Source organism: Corynebacterium sp. ACRQK (assembly GCF_022345965.1).
In the GTDB taxonomy this organism is placed as follows: domain Bacteria; phylum Actinomycetota; class Actinomycetes; order Mycobacteriales; family Mycobacteriaceae; genus Corynebacterium.
On record NZ_JAKRMU010000007.1, the window covers coordinates 12,358 to 30,949 of the forward strand.

The 18,592-nt window shown below is 63.0% G+C and carries 20 protein-coding genes and 1 pseudogene; 13 read left to right on the plus strand and 8 right to left on the minus strand.

The window, feature by feature from the left end; translation table 11 throughout:
* The first annotated feature begins 10 nt into the window (after positions 1 to 10).
* On the plus strand, positions 11 to 739 hold the full coding sequence (gene msrA / locus MHX63_RS08375; RefSeq protein ID WP_239388108.1) for a peptide-methionine (S)-S-oxide reductase MsrA: 729 nt from the start codon (positions 11 to 13) through the stop codon (positions 737 to 739).
* Between the two features lie 24 nt (positions 740 to 763).
* Here the strand turns inward: msrA and MHX63_RS08380 are convergent, their stop codons facing one another.
* The gene (locus MHX63_RS08380; protein WP_239388109.1) at positions 764 to 1,405 is read right to left on the minus strand and encodes an LppP/LprE family lipoprotein; all 642 of its coding nucleotides are present in this window, start codon (positions 1,403 to 1,405) and stop codon (positions 764 to 766) included.
* Between the two features lie 275 nt (positions 1,406 to 1,680).
* Entirely contained in the window at positions 1,681 to 2,283 is a 603-nt protein-coding gene (locus MHX63_RS08385) for a superoxide dismutase (protein ID WP_239388110.1), read from the minus strand.
* 248 nt (positions 2,284 to 2,531) lie between these two features.
* Between MHX63_RS08385 and MHX63_RS08390 the strand changes: the two genes are divergently transcribed.
* The 4 genes and pseudogenes from MHX63_RS08390 to MHX63_RS08400 all read left to right on the plus strand — a co-directional run bounded on the left by MHX63_RS08390 (position 2,532) and on the right by MHX63_RS08400 (position 5,476).
* Entirely contained in the window at positions 2,532 to 3,533 is a 1,002-nt protein-coding gene (locus MHX63_RS08390; RefSeq protein WP_239388111.1) for an L-lactate dehydrogenase, read from the plus strand.
* A gap of 5 nt (positions 3,534 to 3,538) precedes the next feature.
* A pseudogene (locus MHX63_RS10525) lies at positions 3,539 to 3,601 on the plus strand (hypothetical protein); the annotation flags it as partial.
* A gap of 41 nt (positions 3,602 to 3,642) precedes the next feature.
* Positions 3,643 to 4,569: a glycerophosphodiester phosphodiesterase family protein gene (locus tag MHX63_RS08395; protein WP_239388112.1), complete on the plus strand. Its 927-nt coding sequence runs from the start codon at positions 3,643 to 3,645 to the stop codon at positions 4,567 to 4,569.
* A gap of 34 nt (positions 4,570 to 4,603) precedes the next feature.
* Complete coding sequence (locus MHX63_RS08400; RefSeq protein ID WP_255710597.1) at positions 4,604 to 5,476, plus strand: DUF5926 family protein; 873 nt, start codon at positions 4,604 to 4,606, stop codon at positions 5,474 to 5,476.
* A gap of 44 nt (positions 5,477 to 5,520) precedes the next feature.
* Here the strand turns inward: MHX63_RS08400 and MHX63_RS08405 are convergent, their stop codons facing one another.
* The 3 genes from MHX63_RS08405 to MHX63_RS08415 form a co-directional block, all read right to left on the minus strand.
* Positions 5,521 to 6,885 carry an LCP family protein gene (locus tag MHX63_RS08405; protein WP_370644075.1) on the minus strand — a complete coding sequence of 455 codons (1,365 nt, stop codon included), beginning with the start codon at positions 6,883 to 6,885 and terminating at the stop codon, positions 5,521 to 5,523.
* A gap of 81 nt (positions 6,886 to 6,966) precedes the next feature.
* Entirely contained in the window at positions 6,967 to 7,701 is a 735-nt protein-coding gene (locus MHX63_RS08410; protein ID WP_239388114.1) for a type II CAAX endopeptidase family protein, read from the minus strand.
* Positions 7,691 to 9,058: an amidase gene (locus tag MHX63_RS08415; RefSeq protein WP_239388115.1), complete on the minus strand. Its 1,368-nt coding sequence runs from the start codon at positions 9,056 to 9,058 to the stop codon at positions 7,691 to 7,693. Before MHX63_RS08415 ends, MHX63_RS08410 begins: the two co-directional genes overlap by 11 nt.
* Positions 9,059 to 9,143: 85 nt before the next feature.
* On the opposite strand from MHX63_RS08415, the gene pheA reads away from it, so the two are divergent.
* Both pheA and MHX63_RS08425 read left to right on the plus strand, forming a co-directional pair.
* Positions 9,144 to 10,160: a prephenate dehydratase gene (gene pheA / locus MHX63_RS08420; RefSeq protein WP_239388116.1), complete on the plus strand. Its 1,017-nt coding sequence runs from the start codon at positions 9,144 to 9,146 to the stop codon at positions 10,158 to 10,160.
* A gap of 3 nt (positions 10,161 to 10,163) precedes the next feature.
* Positions 10,164 to 11,015: a histidine phosphatase family protein gene (locus MHX63_RS08425; RefSeq protein WP_304504261.1), complete on the plus strand. Its 852-nt coding sequence runs from the start codon at positions 10,164 to 10,166 to the stop codon at positions 11,013 to 11,015.
* Here MHX63_RS08425 and MHX63_RS08430 read toward each other — a convergent pair.
* Complete coding sequence (locus MHX63_RS08430) at positions 11,012 to 11,362, minus strand: metallopeptidase family protein (protein WP_239388117.1); 351 nt, start codon at positions 11,360 to 11,362, stop codon at positions 11,012 to 11,014. The genes MHX63_RS08425 and MHX63_RS08430 overlap by 4 nt on opposite strands.
* A 13-nt stretch (positions 11,363 to 11,375) precedes the next feature.
* A complete protein-coding gene (locus MHX63_RS08435) occupies positions 11,376 to 12,419 on the minus strand; it encodes a septum formation family protein (protein WP_239388118.1) in 1,044 nt (347 codons plus the stop codon).
* A 122-nt stretch (positions 12,420 to 12,541) separates the two neighbouring features.
* Here MHX63_RS08435 and serS point away from each other — a divergent pair, with 122 nt between their 5' ends.
* The 5 genes from serS to glf all read left to right on the plus strand — a co-directional run bounded on the left by serS (position 12,542) and on the right by glf (position 17,460).
* Positions 12,542 to 13,816: a serine--tRNA ligase gene (gene serS, locus MHX63_RS08440; RefSeq protein ID WP_239388119.1), complete on the plus strand. Its 1,275-nt coding sequence runs from the start codon at positions 12,542 to 12,544 to the stop codon at positions 13,814 to 13,816.
* A gap of 103 nt (positions 13,817 to 13,919) precedes the next feature.
* Positions 13,920 to 14,870, plus strand: a complete 951-nt coding sequence (locus tag MHX63_RS08445; protein WP_239388120.1) for a 1-acyl-sn-glycerol-3-phosphate acyltransferase — start codon at positions 13,920 to 13,922, stop codon at positions 14,868 to 14,870.
* Positions 14,871 to 14,879: 9 nt separating this feature from the next.
* Positions 14,880 to 15,698, plus strand: coding sequence for an HAD family hydrolase (locus tag MHX63_RS08450; protein ID WP_239388121.1), 819 nt, complete (start codon positions 14,880 to 14,882; stop codon positions 15,696 to 15,698).
* Between the two features lie 6 nt (positions 15,699 to 15,704).
* A complete protein-coding gene (locus MHX63_RS08455; RefSeq protein ID WP_239388122.1) occupies positions 15,705 to 16,166 on the plus strand; it encodes a TIGR02611 family protein in 462 nt (153 codons plus the stop codon).
* A gap of 76 nt (positions 16,167 to 16,242) precedes the next feature.
* On the plus strand, positions 16,243 to 17,460 hold the full coding sequence (gene glf, locus MHX63_RS08460) for a UDP-galactopyranose mutase (protein ID WP_239388123.1): 1,218 nt from the start codon (positions 16,243 to 16,245) through the stop codon (positions 17,458 to 17,460).
* A 43-nt stretch (positions 17,461 to 17,503) separates the two neighbouring features.
* Here glf and MHX63_RS08465 read toward each other — a convergent pair whose 3' ends face one another.
* Positions 17,504 to 18,085: a GAP family protein gene (locus tag MHX63_RS08465; protein ID WP_239388124.1), complete on the minus strand. Its 582-nt coding sequence runs from the start codon at positions 18,083 to 18,085 to the stop codon at positions 17,504 to 17,506.
* Between the two features lie 166 nt (positions 18,086 to 18,251).
* Between MHX63_RS08465 and MHX63_RS10530 the strand changes: the two genes are divergently transcribed.
* Positions 18,252 to 18,494: a TetR family transcriptional regulator C-terminal domain-containing protein gene (locus tag MHX63_RS10530; RefSeq protein WP_370644182.1), complete on the plus strand. Its 243-nt coding sequence runs from the start codon at positions 18,252 to 18,254 to the stop codon at positions 18,492 to 18,494.
* The last annotated feature ends 98 nt before the right edge of the window (positions 18,495 to 18,592 follow it).

Genomic DNA, 18,592 nt, shown 5'->3' on the forward strand with positions numbered 1-18,592 from the left:
AGGACAAGGCATGACGAACTTCTTCGAACGCATCATGGCGCTCAATAGCCAGGGACCGTACCGGGCTGAAAGAGTCGGGCCGGAGGACGCACTGAAGGGCGGGCGCACGCCCGTGCTGGAGAACCCGCAGCCGAATGTGGTTCTGGGCACACCGCTTTCCGGCCTGGAGGATAGCTACTGGGCTGAGGCCGCCGGGCTAGAGCAACCCGCGCAGATCGTCCTGGGCTTGGGCTGCTTCTGGGGTGTAGAGCGCATGTTCTGGGGTGTGGACGGGGTGTGGGGGACTTCCGTGGGCTATGCGGGCGGATATACTCCGAACCCCACCTACCGCGAGGTCTGCACCGGACGGACCGGCCACGCTGAGGTAGTGCAGATTGTCTTCGACACCGCCACGGTGAGCCTGGAACAACTGCTGCAGATCGCCTTTGAAAACCACGACCCTACACAGGGCGACCGGCAGGGCAACGACGTGGGCACGCAGTATCGCTCGTGCGTGTACACGCAGGGTGCCGAGCAGTTGGGGCGCGTGCAACAGGCCATCGAGGGTTGGCAGCAGCGCTTTAGCGACGCGGGCTTCGGGGAGATCACCACGGAAGTAGCCGAGCTGGCGGAGATTGGCGACGGGCAGTACTACCTGGCCGAGGACGAGCATCAGCAGTACCTACACAAGCACCCCGGCGGGTACTGCAACCACGGCCCTAATGGCGTGAGTTGCCCCGTCGGGGTGCTGGGGGACTAGCTGTGACTAGCTAGCGTTTGTACCTTAGTGGCCTCCGATTTCCTTGGGGAGGTTCTGGTTCGGGATGCGGCCTTCGGGCACGACCTTGCTGCCATCCCAGCGGAAGGTGACATCAGAGAAGTACTTGCCGGCCATGACATTGGCCTCGCCCGATTCGCGCAATGCCTCCCAGTCGCGCATACGCACCTTGACGGAGTTGGGGGTGGTGCGGAGGATCTCAGTCTGCTGAATCGTGTCGGACGCAATGCCGATGTACTTGCCCTTGTGGAAGAGCATCAGCTGCGTGGCGAATTGAGCATTACCCTGCCTTGCCTGAGTGATCAGCGCGTAGCTGAGATCGGAGCACGGGTTGTAGTTGGTCTGATTCGTCAGCTTCCAACCGTAAGGGTTATGAGGGAGCTTGCTGATGTTTTCAGTGATCTCCGGAGCGTTCGAATCTATCGGGCAATCCTGAGCTCCGTGGGCGCCATTGCCTGTGCGGGGGCTGGAGGCTGCGGCGTTGTACGTCTTGACGTTGGCGGATGCGGCGGGAGCCGCTGCGTCCTCGGGTGCCTTCTCATCACCGCAGGCAGCAGTGCCCAGCAGCAGACCGGACATGGCGATTGCGGTGCCGATCAGACGTGTACGACGGGTGCGAAAAGTGTGGTGGGTGGTCGGAGTCTTCATCGTTCTCTCCAATCTTGGAAGTGTGCGAGTGACTGTCTGCATAGGCCAGGCATGAAAACCGACCCATGCTGTGGATGCTTCCTCAGCTGGGTGAGCGAGAATGTGGGAGTCGAGTGAGTTGAAACCCCGCCCACCTTGATGGCTGGGGACGCAAAAGGCCCCATATCGATTGCCAGAATTTTTCTCCGGTGGATATAGGGCCTGCCTTATTCAGTTGGGAAATTATGAAGTTATGTATGTAGTTCTAGTGCTATGGAGTTGTAGAGTGCTTCGGGCTACTTCTTGGCAGCCTCGTAGCGCTTGGCAACCTCATCCCAGTTGAAGACGTTCCAGACAGCCTTGACGTAATCTGCCTTAACGTTCTTGTACTGCAGGTAGAAAGCGTGCTCCCACATATCCAGCAGCAGCAGCGGGGTCAGGTTGATGGACAGGTTACCCTGCTGATCGGTCATCTGCTCAACAACCAGGTTGCCAGCGATGTGGTCGTAACCCAGAACCGCCCAACCGGAGCCCTGCAGACCCAGAGCAGCGCCGGAGAAGTGATCCTTGAAGGCCTCGAAAGAGCCAAAGTCACGGTTAATGGCCTCGGCCAGCTCACCAGTTGGCTCGCCGCCGCCATTCGGGGACAGGTTCTTCCAGAACAGGGAGTGGTTGGTGTGGCCACCCAGGTTGAAGGCAAGATCCTTGGACAGTGCGGTAACTACGCCAGCGATGGAGCCATCCTTACGGGCGGCCTCCAGCTTTTCCAGAGCAGCATTAGCGCCATTGACGTAGTTCTGGTGGTGCTTGGTGTGGTGCAGCTCCATAATCTCGCCGGAGATGTGGGGCTCCAGAGCGTCGTATGCGTAATCCAGCTCGGGCAGTTCGTACTTAGCCATGGTTTCTCTTGATCCTTTCACACGTTGGAAGTGCCTGTGACAACAAGTGTGACGGCAAAAAACCGTTCCTGCAAGGTTTTTTCTCATGAACTTCTTAATTCTTGACGCCGTATTCCAAAAGTTCAATATTCAGAAACCTTTGACATGAGCTTGATTGGACGTGTCGCTATGCTGGCCGATGGCGTCAGAAAAAACGGCAGCTACCAACTAGCAACCAGCAGCACCTAGCAAGGAAGAAGGCCAAGACGTTGACGGCATCTACTGGGCAAGAACAACCACTTAACCGCAACAACACCGCAGCACCAACCCCCGGCTCCAAGATCGTCCTGATCGGCGCGGGTGACGTTGGTATCGCTTATGCATACACCCTGGTCAATCAGGGGCTCACCGATCACCTCGCCATCATCGACCTGGACGAGCGCAAGACCTGGGGTCACGTACAGGACCTGAACCACGCAGTGCCGTGGTCGCACCACAACACCCGCGTGACGGTCGGCACCTACGAGGACTGCCGCGATGCCGCGATGGTCTGCATCTGCGCGGGTGCGGCGCAGAAGCCGGGGGAAACCCGCCTGGACCTCGTCGCCAAGAACACCGCAATTTTCAAGACGATCGTCGGCGATGTGATGGAGCACGGCTTTAACGGTGTTTTCCTGGTTGCCAGCAACCCGGTGGACATCCTGAGCTACGCGACGTGGAAGTTCTCCGGTATGGACTCCAGCCGCGTGATCGGCTCCGGCACGATCCTGGATACCGCGCGCTTCCGCTACGCGCTGGGCCGCTACTTTGACCTCGCGCCGACCTCCGTGCACGCCTATGTGATCGGTGAGCACGGAGATACCGAGCTGCCGGTGCTATCCGCCGGTTCGGTGGCGGGCACTTCCATCCACCACCGCCTGGAGATGATCGGCGAATCCGCCGACGAGGACGTCGACGAAATCTTCGTGAAGACCCGCGACGCGGCCTACGAGATTATCCAGGCCAAGGGTTCCACCAGCTTCGGCATCGGCATGGGGCTGGCGCGCATCACCCAGGCAGTGTTCAGCAACCAGGATGTCGTGCTGCCGATCTCCACCCTTTTACAAGGCGAGTACGGATTCGAGGACATCTACATCGGCACTCCCGCGGTGATCAACCGCCAAGGCGTGCGCCATGCCGTGGAGCTACAGCTGGATTCCGAAGAAAAGGAGAAGTTCGACCACTCCGCGAACGTGCTGCGTAAGGTGATGGGCGAAGCGGGGCTGATCTAGCCCGGGCTGATCTAACCGGGGCTGATTTAAGTAAACAATACGTGAAACTTGGAGGCAGCCAGGCGTGAGCGGATGCCGGTTGCACGCCGGCGCATTAAAAATAGAGGGTATGAAAATTGTCGCCCACCGCGGAGCCTCCAAGGAACGCCCAGAACACACCCTGGCAGCCTATGAACTTGCCGAACAAAGGGGAGCGGACGGCTTCGAATGCGACATCCGCCTGACCCGCGACGGAGAACTCGTCTGCCTGCACGACCGCACCATCGACCGGGTGGCGGTGGACAAGCCCGCGAAATCCAACGGCGTGGTCAGTGAAATGACGTTGGCGCAGCTGCGGGAGCTCAATGTCGGCACTCCTGAAGAGCCCGCGCAGGTGCTTACCTTGCGTGAGCTTCTGACTTTCTTTAACGATGTGAATTCCTCGCGGATCGATGCCAGGCAGAAGCACAGCCAGAGGCCGGACAATGCGGCCGCTGGAGAGGGGGCGTCACTAAAGAAAGACATCTTTATCGAGACCAAGCACCCGAACCGCTACGGCCCCAAGGTCGAGCACGCCCTGCACTACGAACTGCAGCGGGCGCACTTGGCGGAAAGCCCGCACGTACACCTGATCAGCTTCAGTCCGCAATCCCTGGTGCGCTTCAAGATGATCAACCCGGCGGTTCACCGCATTCTGCTGCGGCGCGAGTACCAGCGCATGCTCAACCCAGGTCTCGAAGCTCTGCATGTTGTGGACGCCCACGGCCTGTCGGTTGCACGTGGTCGGATTCGCCCCGACATCATCGGTCGCTTCGGCGATGGAACCTACGTATGGACCGCCGATAAGGAAGACGAGGTGCGGTGGGCAGCGCGCCAAGGTGTGACCTGGCTGGCAACGAACTACCCCGGGCGGGCGCGAATGTGGCGCGACAATGAGCTAGGGCTGGATAGGCCGGTGTCTGCCAAGCTAGCGGCAGACAAGCCGGGGCCAGCCAGCGAAACCAGTGCTGCTGCATTTTCCTTGGTGCAGCCAGGTACAATTAACGACCGTGGCTAAGAAGAAAAAGAACCAAGAGAACCTGCCCGAGGGTATGAGCCGCCGTCAGGCGAAGCTCGCCGCCCGCGCCGCGGAACGCGCGAAGCTGCAGAAGGACCCGCGCCCCTTCGACGGATTCGCCATGGAGGCCGACCTGATCGCCCTGCAGGAATTCGTCCCTTCGGCGCACTTCGTTGCCGACGTGAAGGACGCAGCGCACAAGATCTCCATCGTTACCGTCCTGCCGGGTGCGGTTGCAGCGCTGCGCCGCTCGGAGGAAGACGGCGGCGAGGCCTTCGTCGCACTGCAGACCCAGCGCCGCGGTGATAACCCGAACCGTGACCTGGCCTTCGCCCTGAACTGGGTAAAGCAGGCCGAGCCGGGCCAGTCCCTGGAGGTCGGCGTGGCCGACGGTACTGAGCCCTCCCTGGCGGACATCCTGAACAAGGACGCTGCTTCCGAGATCACCGTCGCCCAGGACTTCGCCTGGTGGCTGACTGAGGAAAACCGCAACAATCCGCAGATCGCCGCTACCCTGCAGCGCGCTAACGACTCTGTGCTGCCCTCTGAGCGCGTCGAGGCAGACATCAAGGGTGCCGCATGGTGGATCGACCCGTCCGACAAGGCGCACATCCGCTGGGTTCGCCAGGAGGGTGAGGAGGAGCTGCTGAACGCTCTGGCACGCCTGCACGCCGCTGGTGAACTGCACCTGGGCGAGGGGTCCAAGTTCGCCGGTGTGTTCCGCACCCACGGCATCCTGGTTCCGGTGTGGGACCTGGACCGCAGTCGCGAGTCCGCTTCCTGGAAGGAGGGGCTAGAGGCTCTGGATCCGAAGATTGCAGAAGCCCTGGCCAAGGATGCTCCGCTGACTGCCGACGAGCAGAAGGCCAAGCAGACCATCCAGTCCCGCGAGGTAACCATCCGCTAGCAGCGGCTGGCTTGTAGCTGGCTAGCGAGTTAGCCAGCTACTGCTTAACGCAGCTTCGCGAACATCTCCTCTGCGCCGGCATCGTCCCACAGCGCGACGTTGCCGGCGTAAGTGTTTTCGTAACCTGCGATCGGCACGGTCTCTTGCGTCGCGCCGCCGGCGATAGCCAGGCCCAGTGAGGCGAGGTTCCACACGTGGTCGTCCTCGTTGACCGTCATGTTCGCACTGAGGGCGTCGGCGACCTTCAAGTTCTTAAACGGGTTCAGCAGCGTTCCGGGGGATTTGATCTTCTTGGAGAGCGCGGCCAGGAACTTGCGCTGGCGCTCCACACGGTCCAGGTCTCCCTGTGCCGAAGCGTAGCGGGAGCGCACGTACCCCAACGCGGTCGGTCCATCGAGTTCCTGGCAGCCGGCCTGCAGGTTGATGCCCGCCATCGGGTCATCCAGTGGCTCGTCCAGGCACATCTCCACTCCGCCGACCGCATCGACAACATTGGAGAATCCGCCGAAACCGATCTCTGCGTAGTGGTCCAGGTGGATGCCCGTCGCCTGCTCCACGGTCTGCTGCAGCAGTGCCGGGCCGCCGAGGGAAAACGCCTGGTTGAGCTTGTTTTGCCCGTAGCCGGGGATGTCCACCCAGCTGTCGCGCGGCAGAGAGAGCATGGTCGCGTCCCCGCCAAAGCGGGGAATGTGCACCACCATGATCGTGTCCGTGCGCCCCACCGAATCGTCCAGTTCCCCGGCCATCAGACGGTCAGCGTCTTCCTCGCTTAGCCCGGCACGGGAATCCGAACCAACCAGCAGCCAGTTGGTGCCGGAGGTGCTTCCCAGACGGCCGTCGTAATCCTGCAGGGCATCGATGCGCTGGAGTTTCGTATCGATCCACACGGCTGCGCCGATGCTGAATGCCAGCACGATGGCCAGCAACAGACCTAGCGCCTTGAAGAAGCCGAAGCGCTTGCGCTTCCTCGGCCGCTGAGCAGCCCTCCCGCGGGGGCGCCGAGTGGCGCGCGGGGGCTCGCCCCTGCCGGCACTGCCCCTGCCGGAGCGGTCGTCTGGGTAGCCGCCGAATTGCGGATCGCCGAAAGGTTGACCCTGTTGGCCCGGCTGTGGCTGGTAGCCCCGGTCGGCATTGAGGTTGGCATCGCGAGGTGGAAGCGGCTCGGCACGGCGGTAGCGCGGTCCTTCGGGCTGGTCCGGGATCTCGCGGCGCTGGGGCTCTTTGCGCCCGGTGGATCCGGTGGGCCCGTTGTTGCTCGGAGGGATGACGCCCTTACGTACCGGCCGCCCGTAGCGATCCAGGATGGGCTTGCCGTGTCGATCCCGGGCGATCTCCATGCCTCCGGTGCCATCCGTACCGCCGGAATTGTTGGCGGGGCGGCGGGAGCCGAAATTATCGCGAGAATTCATGGGGACAATAATAACGGGTTCCGGGGCTAGGGCTGGCGTCAATGCAGTGGTACGGCGGCGCTCGAACGGCCCAACCGCGCACTAGAACAGCACAGCGTAGCCGACGAATGCGACGGTATCGATCAGCCCGTGTCCGATCACGAGGGGCCAGATCCGCCCGGTTCGTTTGAAGTACCAGAGGTAGATGACGCCCATGATGATGTTGCCTAGTCCGGCGGAATACCCCTGGTAGAGGTGGTAGCTGCCACGGAGCAGCGCGCTGGCGGCGAACACCCACGCCCAGCTGATGCGCAGCTGTCGGAGGCGCGTGCTGAGCCAAGCCACGACCACTAGCTCCTCGGCGAATCCATTGGCCCAGGAGTTCACTATCAGCAACGGAAACCGCCACCAGGATTCATCCAGCTCCGTGGGTACGACTTGCTTTGATAGCCCAAGGTGCACCGCGCCGAAGTAAAACGCCAGTCCCGGCAGCCCGATGATCGCGGCCAGGCCCGCCCCATGCAGCCAGTCGCGCCCCCGGAGCCGCCAGCTGCGCACCAGCGCCGGACGGGGCAGGTGCCGTAGCAGTAGGAACATCGCCAACCCGCCCCAGGCGAAGAGCACGCCGCTGGAGAGCAGCTGCAGTATCGGGTCCAGCCAGGGCAGCACCGACTGCGCCTGGTTGAGGGTGGCTTTTTGCTCGTTGAGTGCCTCCGGGCTGACGGTTGCTTCTATCAGCCGGGCGATGGCGCGCAACCCGGAGGTGCCGAAGGTGATGCCCAGGATGAGCAGCAGCTCCCACCGCAGTGCCGTGCGGTCGCGGGTACTAGTGCTCATGCTCATGGCTGTGGCTGTTGTCGGGCTTGCCGCGGAAATCCAGGGTCTCGATATCGCCCGGCACCGCAACGCTGAGGCTTTCGGCAGGCAGGCGCGAGGCGGCGTCCATAATAAAGGCAGCGAGGGCAAGCAGCGTCGCGGCGCTCGTGCGATTGCCGACCGCACCCAGCATTAGGGCGATCGGCCAGCGGCCAGGCACGCGCTCGGGGGCGACGAGTGGCAGCGTGACGGCCGCCCAGCCGGTTAGATTCCACAGAGTACCCCACGGGGTCCAGGCGGTTTGCGCCCAGAAGTTATCAGCGGGCTTGAGCTGCGAAAATGCCCCGGGAGGCGGCGGTGCACAGGCGAGGGTTGGGGTGGCGATCACGTCGAAGTGCGGCCACGCCCGCTGTGGGTCTAGCCCTACTATCTGTTTTTCTAACTGTTGACGCCGCCATTTCGGCACCTGCCGGCCTTCTTCGCGCAGCCAGGTAGTAATGGGCGACAGCGTGCCCGGCAGATCTGCACAGCGGGCGGCGATGAGGTCGCGGAAGAGCTGGAAGGTGGCCGGGGGATAGGGTGCGGGCGCCTGGGTTACGGACTCGACGCGCGGATGCGTGGTGGCCAGAGCTGTGGCCGCGGCGGTGGCGGCGGCGATCTCCGGGGAGACAACGCTGCGAGTGTGGAAGGGCTGGTTGGTATAGCCGATGCGCAGAGGCTGTGGCGATTGGGCGGGCTCCAGGTGCAGCGTGTCCATATCCGGCTCGGGCAGGCCGTAAGCGCGGGCGGTGGTGGGCAGGTCGGAGGCGATAAACCCCTGTGCGACCGGCGTAAAAGAGCCAAACCGGTGGTTGTGGGTGGGCTTCAACGCGGCAAGCCCGCAGCAGGCCGCGGGGATGCGGATGGAACCGCCGCCGTCGGTGGCGTGGGCAATGTTTACCAATCCACGGGCGACGGCCGTGGCCGCCCCGCCGGAGGAGCCGCCGACCATCATCGCGGAATTCAGCGGGTTAACGGGCTGAGGCATGCCGACGGGCTCGGTATAGGCGGTGGTGCCGTACTCCGCGGAGGAAGACGCACCCACTAGCGTGGCTCCGCCCACTAGCAGCCGGTGGGCGGCCGTGTCGTGGTAGTTGGCCACGAAGCTGTGGTGAACCGAGCCCATGGTCGTGACCTCGCCCGCCACCTGCTGCAGGTCCTTGATCAGCACCTCCTCGCCGCCGAGGGGAAGATCCGGGTGACTGCGCAGGAAGTCGTAGCTGTGGGGGTTGTCGTAGACGCGGGCCACGCCCAATTGTGCGTTGCTGAGGCCGGTATCGCGCCGGGCGCGGGCGAGGCGGGCGGCGAAAGTGCTGGGCTGGTTGGGCGTGCGGTTCATTGCTTCCCAAGGATATACCCGGGGTATCGCCTGGGAGGCTTCGTCTCCGGGAATTCCCGGTGGGGTTCTCTACTAGACTGGCCGCATGAATGGTTGCAAGAACGGTTCGACGAGTGATTCTTCTGTGTGCGTAGCGTTCCTAGGCCCCGAAGGGACCTTCACCGAGCAGGCGCTGAAGCAGTTTAAGCAGCTCGGCGCGGTGCCGGAGGAAGCAACGGAGATTCCTGTCACCTCCCCACGCGAGGCGCTGGACATGGTGCGCGACGGCGAGGCCGACTTCGCCTGCGTGGCGCTGGAAAGCTCTGTGGATGGGCCGGTCTCGCAGACGGAAGATGCGCTGACCTACGGTAAGCAGCTACAGATCTACCGCGAGGTGCTTGTCGCGGTGGAGTTCTCCATCCTGGTACGCCCCGGCACCAAGTTGGAGGATATTAAGACGCTGACCACCCACCCCGTAGGCGAGGCACAGGTACGCAACTGGGTGGCGGAGAACCTGCCGGACGTTTCCTTCGTCCCCGCCTCCAGCAATGGTGCAGCTGCGGCCGCGGTGAAGGCCGGGCAGGCGGATGCCGCCGCAGCGCCGGCCCGCGCAGGGGAAATCCACCAGTTAGATGCCGTGGCCGAGGGGGTGGCCGACGTCGCCGGTGCCCAGACCCGCTTCATCCTGGTCGGCAACCCCGGCAAGCCCACCGAACGCACGGGCAACGACCGCAGCGGCATGGTGCTCTGGCTACCGAACGTGCCCTCCAGCCTGTTGGACGCCATCGCCGAGCTGTCCACCCGTCAGGTGGATATGGCGCGCATTGGCTCCCGCCCCCGCCGTACCGGGGAGAAGGGTGAGGGCGCAGCCAACGGCAATTACGTCTTCCACATCGGCATTGTTGGCCACATCGAGGATGCCGCCGTGGCCGAAGCCTTGGCGGGCCTGTACCGCCGCGCGGAGGACGTGCGCTTCCTAGGCAGCTGGCCCTCGGCGGAAGCTCTACCGGTCGCGGAAGCCGCCACCCATCGACTGCATCGCCATGCGGGCAGTGCCCCGCCGAACTACGCTGAGTCCAGTAGATGGATTGAGGAACTCAAGAGCGGCCAGAAGGGTAGCTAGGCAATGGCACAATCGACACGTCTTTTCCTGGTCAGGCACGGCCAGACGACCTCCAACGCCATTCACGCCCTGGATACCGCGCTACCCGGCGCCGACCTCACCGAACTGGGCTGGGAGCAGGCCGCCGAGGCCGGCCACTGGCTCACCGAGCGCACCCAACGCCTGAAGATCGCCTCCTCGTTCGCCGCCCGCGCACAGCAAACGGCCGTGGGCCTAGCCGGTGCCTTCGGCGGAGAGATCGTTCCTGCGGGCTTCTCCCGCGGGGAATCCTTAGATGACGCCACCGCCTCCGCCCGCGCGACGGATCACATTCAAGCTGCGCTGCAGCGCCTACCTCGGGTCTCCGAGATTCCCGCCGGGCAGTACGAGATGAAGAACGACGAGGACTCACACGAGGCCTACCACTCCATCCTGGGCACCTGGATGCTCGGCCGGGTGGACAAGGCCGTGCCCGGCGGCCTGTCCGGCGCGGAGGTGCTGCGCGAGTACCTTGCCACGCTGCTGGTTGCGCTGGCTGACAACGAGGCGGCGAGCCGGGAGGCAGTGCGAAGAGGAGCTGAGCCCACCGATGTTGCGCTGGTCAGCCATGGTGCCGTGATCCGCCTGGTCGCGCGTTTCCTGGGTGGGGTGGATCCCGAATGGGCCTTCATGCACTACCTGGCCAACGGCAACGTCATTACCCTGCGTGTGCCAGACAACATTGCCGAGTTGGCTGATGTTGCGGTGGGCCGGCCTGGGGCGTCACAAAGAAAGACAGAAAAGAATAATGCGGAGAACAAGGCAGCGCCTTCCGGTGTGCTCGACAGCCTGGAGGGCTCTTTCGAAGTGCTGGGGTGGGGCGCGGCGACGCTCTAGCCCCAGCCGAGCTCGTGCAGGCGGTCGTCGTCGATGCCGAAGTGGTGGCCGAGCTCGTGAATGACGGTGATGGCGACCTGCTCGACTAGCTCTTCCTCGGAGTCGCAGATGTCCTCGAGGGCGTAGCGGTAGATCGTGATCTTGTCGGGCAGGGCGGAGGTGTACTCGGAAGTGCGCTCAGTCAGTGCGATGCCCTCGTAGAGCCCCAGGATGTCTGGGCTTTCGGGGTTGTAGTCCTCGGTGACGATGGCGACGTTGCTGACGTTATCCAGCAGCTCGCGGGGGATGCGCCGAAGTCCGAGGTCAACGAGCTCTTCGAAACGCTCGGGGGAAACGTCGATGGCCATGGAAAGCGCCCGCCTACGGTGCCGGAGTAGGGTCGGCGTTCTCAGCATTCTCGGCATTGCCGGGCCGTGAATCCCGGCGCAGCGGGTTGCGCTTCGGCGGGGTCTTCGGTGGGTGGCCGTTGATGGTGAATTCGCTGCGCACATCGCCGGCCAGGGTGGCGAATCCGCCGCCGGGGCGGCCGAACGTCAACGCGCAGTTTACGGTGCGTGAGCCCGCATCCCAGGACTGGCGCTGCAGCGTGGTCCAGAACGGCGTGAGCGTGGAGTTGTACAGCGCATCGTCGCCGCCTAGGTAATCCTGCGCGTCCTTGGTACAGACCTTGTTCAGGAACTCGTTCTGCTTCTTCGTATCCGGCCACGCGCCGGGGAACTCCTCGCCAAGGTTCACCACGGAGGTCACCTGCCAGGCGTGCGGCTCTTCGCACGGAACCTCGTTGGTCAAATCGCCATCGGCGCGGACGCAACGGTCCTTTTCGAAGTAGCGCGACTGATCCTGCTTAGCGGCGAAGCCGGTGGTCTCGGTGGTGCGGCCGGTGGCGTCCGGCACCATCACGCCGCACAGCATCGTGCGATCGCCGTCGTTCCACGCGGACTGCGGGGGCAGGATCGGGGAGATGGAGTAGCGTCCTTCTGGGTCTAGCTTGCCTTCGAGGTACTGCATCGTCGGCCCGGTGCATAGCTCGTTGGTCAATTCTTCTTGACGCTTCAAGTCTGGCTGCTTTGCGGATGGGCCAAACTCGCTGGTGGGGTACTGGCCGAGGTCTTCACGGGAGCTGACCTCGAAGCGGTGAGGTTGCTCGCAATCCACGGTGGCGAAGCCGGAGTTCACACCGTCTTTGCCGGGCTTCCAATTTACGCAGTCGCCGTAGTTGGCCTCGGTGAACGTGGTGTTGTTTACGTGCTGCCCCTGCTTTTCATCGGCCGGTACCAGCGGGGTGCTGCCTTCGGGGGCGACGAAGGCGAACGCTGCAGCGCTTACACCACCGCACAGGGCGGAGAATAATGCGATGGTGAGGCTGCGTGCTCTGCGGCGGGTTTTCGCTTCGCTGGTGGTCATGGGCTCGCTCTAAATCTGCTTCGTAATTTTCGGCTGTAATTGGAGGCCAGTCTAGTAGGGGTTGTGCCATAGGGGGGAACTGGGCGGACAACTGCGCGGGCGAACCGGCTAAGCTAAGCACCATGATTGATCTGAAGTTTCTGCGCGATAACCCCGATGTAGCCCGTGAATCCCAGCGCACTCGTGGGGAGGATCCGACGCTGATCGACCAGCTGCTGGAAGCCGATTCCCAGCGCCGCGAGGCCATCAGCGCCGCCGACGCGGCCCGTGCGGAACAGAAGGCATTCTCCAAGGAGATGGGGCAGAAGATGCGCTCCGCCTCCGACGAGGAGAAGCAGACTCTGCGCGAGGAGGGCAAGCAGAAGGCTGAGGAAGTCAAGAAGCTAGAAGAGGCACAGTCCAACGCCGAGCAGGCCGTCTACGACCTGCAGATGCAGATCTCCAACATTGTGGAGGAAGGCGCGCCGGCCGGTGGCGAGGAGGACTTCGTCACCCTCGACGTGGTGGGCGAGCCGCCGCAGTTCGACTTTGAGCCGAAGGATCACCTCGAGCTGGGCGAATCCCTGGGGCTGATCGACATGAAGCGCGGCACGAAGGTCTCCGGCGCCCGCTTCTACTTCCTCACCGGCGACGGTGCGCTGCTGCAGCTGGGCATGCTGCAGCTGGCAGCTCAGAAGGCGGTGGAGCACGGCTTTAAGCTTATGATTCCGCCGGTGCTGGTGCGCCCCGAGATCATGTCCGGCACCGGTTTCCTGGGTGCCCACGCCGATGAGATCTACCACCTGGAGGAAGACGACATGTACCTGGTCGGCACCTCCGAGGTGGCGCTGGCCGGTTACCACTCCGAGGAGATTATCGACCTTTCCAACGGCCCGCTGCGCTACGCCGGCTGGTCTTCTTGCTTCCGCCGCGAAGCTGGCTCCTACGGCAAAGACACCCGCGGCATCATCCGCGTCCACCAGTTCGACAAGGTGGAGATGTTCGTTTACTGCAAGCCGGAGGAGGCCACGGAGCTGCACCAGGAGCTGTTGGCCATGGAGCGCGAAATGCTGGCTGCCATCGAGGTGCCTTACCGCGTGATCGACGTTGCCGGTGGCGACCTCGGCTCCTCGGCGGCCCGCAAGTTCGACACGGAGGCGTGGGTTCCCACCCAGCAGACGTACCGTGAGCTGACCAGTACCTCTAACTGCACCACTTTCCAGGGCCGCCGCCTGAAGACTCGCTACCGCGATGCTGACGGCAAGGCGCAGACCGCCGCTACCCTGAACGGCACGCTGGCGACAACCCGCTGGTTGGTGGCTATTTTGGAGAACCACCAGCAGGCCGACGGCTCCGTGGTTGTGCCGAAGGCGCTGCGTCCTTTCGTAGGTAAAGATATTCTGAAGCCCAGCAAATAGCTCAGCGAATCCGGCGCCTAAAACGCCGACTCGGCCCAGTGTGCGACCCCGCGCGCTGGTTGAGCCACAGTTTCCAAGGACCCAGGAGAGGTAACCGCCACCCATGTCGTTGCTCGATAGCTTCAGCTTCCCCGATGGCTACCAGCCCAAGATCACCGGCCACAAGGAAGCCAAGGAGTTCCCCTATGGCTTCCCGACGATCGGCATCGCCAAGCTGTGGTTCCGCTACATGCAGCACCTAGATTGCGCGGTCTACGGCGCGGAAAACATCCCCGCCGATGGTCCGGCAATGATCGCCGTTAACCACACTGGCTACTGGGACTTCACCTACGGCGGCATCCCGGCGCACGTGCGCGGCGGCCGCCTGGTGCGGTTCATGGCGAAAAAGGAGATCTTCGACGTCAAGGGCGTGGGCGCGCTCATGGGCTCTTATAACCACATCCCGGTCGACCGTGCGGACGGCCAAGCCTCGGTGGATCAGGCCATCAAGCAGCTGAAGGCCGGCGACCTGGTGGGCATCTTCCCGGAGGCCACGATCTCTCGATCCTTCGAGATCAAGGAGTTCCGCCAGGGCGCCGCGCGTATCGCCTACCAGGCCGGCGTGCCCCTGATCCCCTTGACGATTTGGGGTTCCCAGCGCGTGTGGACGAAGGGCCGCAAGCCGATTTGGCGGCCGAAGGAGACCCAGCTGGTGATCACCGTCGGCAAGCCGGTCGAGGTCACCGAGGATGCTCAGGCCACCACCGAGCGACTGCACCAGGCCATGGTTGAGCAAATGGATCTGACTCGCCAGCGTTGGGAAGAGCGCTTCGGCTCCATGCCCAAGGGCGAATTCTGGGTGCCGGCTGCCCTCGGCGGAACCGCGCCGACGCTGGAGGAAGCCACCGTCCAGGATCGCGCCGATGCCGCAGCCCGTAAGGAAAAGCGTGCCCAGGAGAAGGCCGAGGCCGAGCGTCGCGCCGCCGCCGAGGCTCGCGAACGCGAGCAGGCCACGGGCATCAATAAGATCCTGGTGCCGCTGCGACAGCGCATTAACCGTCTGCGCAAAAAGTAGGCCCGAGCGATGCAGGATTCCCCGTTGCTGGTGGTCAGCGACGTTGACGGCACCCTGCTCAACAGCAGGGAGCGGGTCTCGCAGCGGATGCGCCGCGCGGTGAATTCGATGCTGCGCCGAGGCACCGTCTTCACCATCGCCACCGGCCGCCCGCCGCGCTGGCTGATGCCCGTCTTCGAGCAGCTGCCCGTCCGGCCCGTTTGCGCCTGCGCCAACGGCGCAATTATTTATGACGCCGACCGGGATCAGATCGTGCACGCCGCGACCCTCGAGCCCGACCTCATCCGGGCGCTCATTGAGCAGCTCAGCGAGTCCGTCCCTGGGGTGGGCTTCGCCGTCGAGCGTGCCGGGACCAGCGCCTTCGACCGTGCCGACGAGCTATTTTCCGTCTCTCCCGGCTACGACCACGCCTGGGATTCCACCGAGCATGCGGTTCAATCCCTCGCCGAGCTTGCCGCCACACCCGTGGTGAAGTTGCTGGTTCGGGATCCCAATCGAACCTCGGCCGAGCTCTTTGCCGCGGTGCGGCCTTTTATTGACGCCACCCAGGCGAAAGCCACCTACAGCTATGAAGGGGGGCTGGTGGAGGTGGCGGCAGCGGGGATCTCCAAGCGCTCCGCGCTGGAATGGATTGCCGCACAGATCGGCGTAGAGGCTGCGCAGACCATCGCCTTTGGGGATATGCCGAATGACACGGAGATGCTTTCCTGGGCGGGGCACGGCGTGGCGATGGGCAATGCCGAGGAATCGCTGAAGGAAATCGCCGATGAGGTCACCCTGACGAATGACGAGGACGGCGTGGCCACCGTCCTCGAACGGTGGTTTTAGGCAGCCATGTCCAAGCTGAGCGAAAGCGTACGTCGGAAGGTAGCCCAGCTGCAGGTGCGCCACGAGGGGCTGAAGAAGCGCAGCTATGGATTCCTGGTCGGCCCGCTGACGCTGCTCATAGGGTGGCTGCTGGTGGTCGGCGGCATCCTCATTATCCCCACTCCCGGGCCAGGCTGGTTCCTGCTGTTCTTCGGCATCGGCGTGCTCTCTTTCGAGATGGCCTGGCCCAACCGACTGTTGGATTGGGGGCTGCGGAAATACGACGACTTCGAGCACTTTTGGAAGGGCCAAGGGCCCGGTATGAAGACCCTTATCGGCGTGCTTTTTCTGCTCGGCTGCGCCGTGGTCTTCAGCGGCATCTTCTGGGTGATGTGGAACACCGGGATGCTCGGCTTCGCTGAAGGCTGGCTGGGGGAGTGGGTGGAGGAGCTGCCCGACTGGGCTGGGTTTAAAGAACCGCTTGCTTGAAATCGCTGCACCGGGCGGCACACCGAGGTGGCGTCATGACCAAAAAACAGTGAGTTAGCGCGGTAACCTGGCAGGCATGACTGAGCAGACACAGAGCGGACAGAACTACGACCTCATCGTTGTCGGCAGCGGCTTCTTCGGCCTTACCGTGGCCGAGCGCGCGGCAACCCAGGCCGGCAAGAATGTGCTGGTGGTGGAGAAGCGTTCCCACATCGGCGGCAACGCATACTCCGAGGCCGAGCCGGAGACGGGCATCGAGATTCACAAGTACGGTGCGCACCTGTTCCACACCTCCAACAAGCGCGTGTGGGATTACGTCAACCAGTTCACGGACTTCACCGACTACCAGCACCGCGTGTTTGCAATGCACAAGGGCACCGCCTACCAGTTCCCGATGGGGCTGGGGCTGATCAACCAGTTCTTCGGCAAGTACTACAGCCCGGACGAGGCTCGCCAGCTGATTAAGGACCAGACCGACGGGCTGGACCCGGCAGAGGCCAAGAACCTCGAGGAGAAAGGCATCGCCCTGATCGGCCGCCCGCTGTACGAAGCCTTCGTGCGCGACTACACCGCCAAGCAGTGGCAGACCGACCCCAAGGAACTGCCGGCCTCTAATATCTCCCGCCTGCCGGTGCGCTACACCTTCAACAACCGCTACTTCAACGACACCTACGAGGGCCTGCCGGTGGAGGGCTACACTGCGTGGCTGGAGAACATGGCCGCCGATGAGAAGATCGAGGTGCGCCTGGATACCGACTGGTTCGAGATCCGCGACGAGGTTCGCGCGGCCAACCCGGATGCGCCGGTTGTCTACACCGGCCCGCTGGACCGCTACTTCGACTATGCCGAAGGCCACCTGGGCTGGCGCACCCTCGACTTCGAGACCGAGGTGCTGAACACCGGCGACTTCCAGGGCACCCCGGTGATGAACTACAACGATGCCGAGTTCCCGTACACCCGCATCCACGAGTTCCGCCACTTCCACCCGGAACGGGGCGACAAGTACCCGAAGGACAAGACGGTCATCATGAAGGAGTTCTCCCGCTTCGCGGAGGAGGGCGACGAACCGTACTACCCGATCAACACCCCGGAAGACCGCGAGAAGCTGGAGGCCTACCGCAAGCTGGCCGCGGCGGAGGCCGCGGAGAACAAGGTGCTATTCGGCGGACGCCTGGGCACTTACCAGTACCTGGACATGCACATGGCCATCGGTTCTGCGCTGTCGATGTACGACAACAAGCTGGCGCCGTTCTTTGAGTCGGGCGAGCCGCTGGAGCAGGAGCGCGGGCACTAGGGCGATTAGTGAGGTAGGGGCCATGGGCGGCAAGTGGGGCCGATTAGGCTCCTAGATTCAGCATGCCAATGCTGTTCACTACTTTGTAGATTCCGACAATCGCGGCGACCCACAGTAACGTCACTTTTGCCTCGTATTCCATTCGAGGGGCAATACGTTCGAGTAGAGGAAGAACCTTTTCTTTGAATGCCAGTGCAAAGGCTGCAAAAGTGAATGCGGGAATAACCATGACTAGGCAGTAGATTCCCACGGTTGAGGCCTTAGCGACTGGCGATACGTCCCAGCTGCTGATAATGCCCATGGCGGCGATGTGAGGGAGCATCGTCGCAGCCTCAGTGAGCGACGCGCCGAGTCCGAGAGCGAGCATTCCGGACACACCGTTTCGGGGGTTCGGTAGCTGTTTTGGCATTTCTCCCGGATTCGACTTTCGCGGGGTGCGTGCAAATACTCCGAAGCCGGCAAGGGCGACGCCGAGTATCAGAGTTATCCATGGGAAGACGCTGGCCTGTGTGAATTGCTTGGCGAAGGTGCTTAGACCCGAGAAGCCGAGCAGTATGGCTATGCCCAAGAGGAAGTAAACGGCTGCGACTGTAGATAGATAGGCCGTCAGGGCGGGGGTTTTCACCGTGCGCGAAGTCGCTAAAGAGTCCGGATTTGCCCCGGGATCTGTGCAATACCACGCTCCAAACAAGGAAATTCTGCTTGCTCACGTGTTCATTCGCTCCTTTCAACGGCAAACCGCTCGTCTGAAAGAAGTGTCAGTGCCAGACGACAGGTTGGAGGCGCATGTAGTGAGGTTTGCTGAGCTTCTCCCTCTCGGGGGCGAACGGTCCGAAGACTCCGCGATGTGGGTTACGTATGGCTCGGCATCGGCCACACGTGATTGGATGGCCGACCTCTACGATCAAGTTCTCCGCTATTTTCAAGGAGCTGTCACAAAGGCACTTGATGGCACGGATCAAGCTGCTCTTAAAGGGCGATTGATCACAGCACTCGTCAACGGTTTAACTCTTGATAATCTGCGGGCCCCGTAGCGGACGCAGATCGCATTGTCGGAGACCTTCGTGAGGGTTTGCGCCTAATCGTCGGTGACTAGACCTGTTGGCTCGAACGATGGCTCCGTACTTTGCTG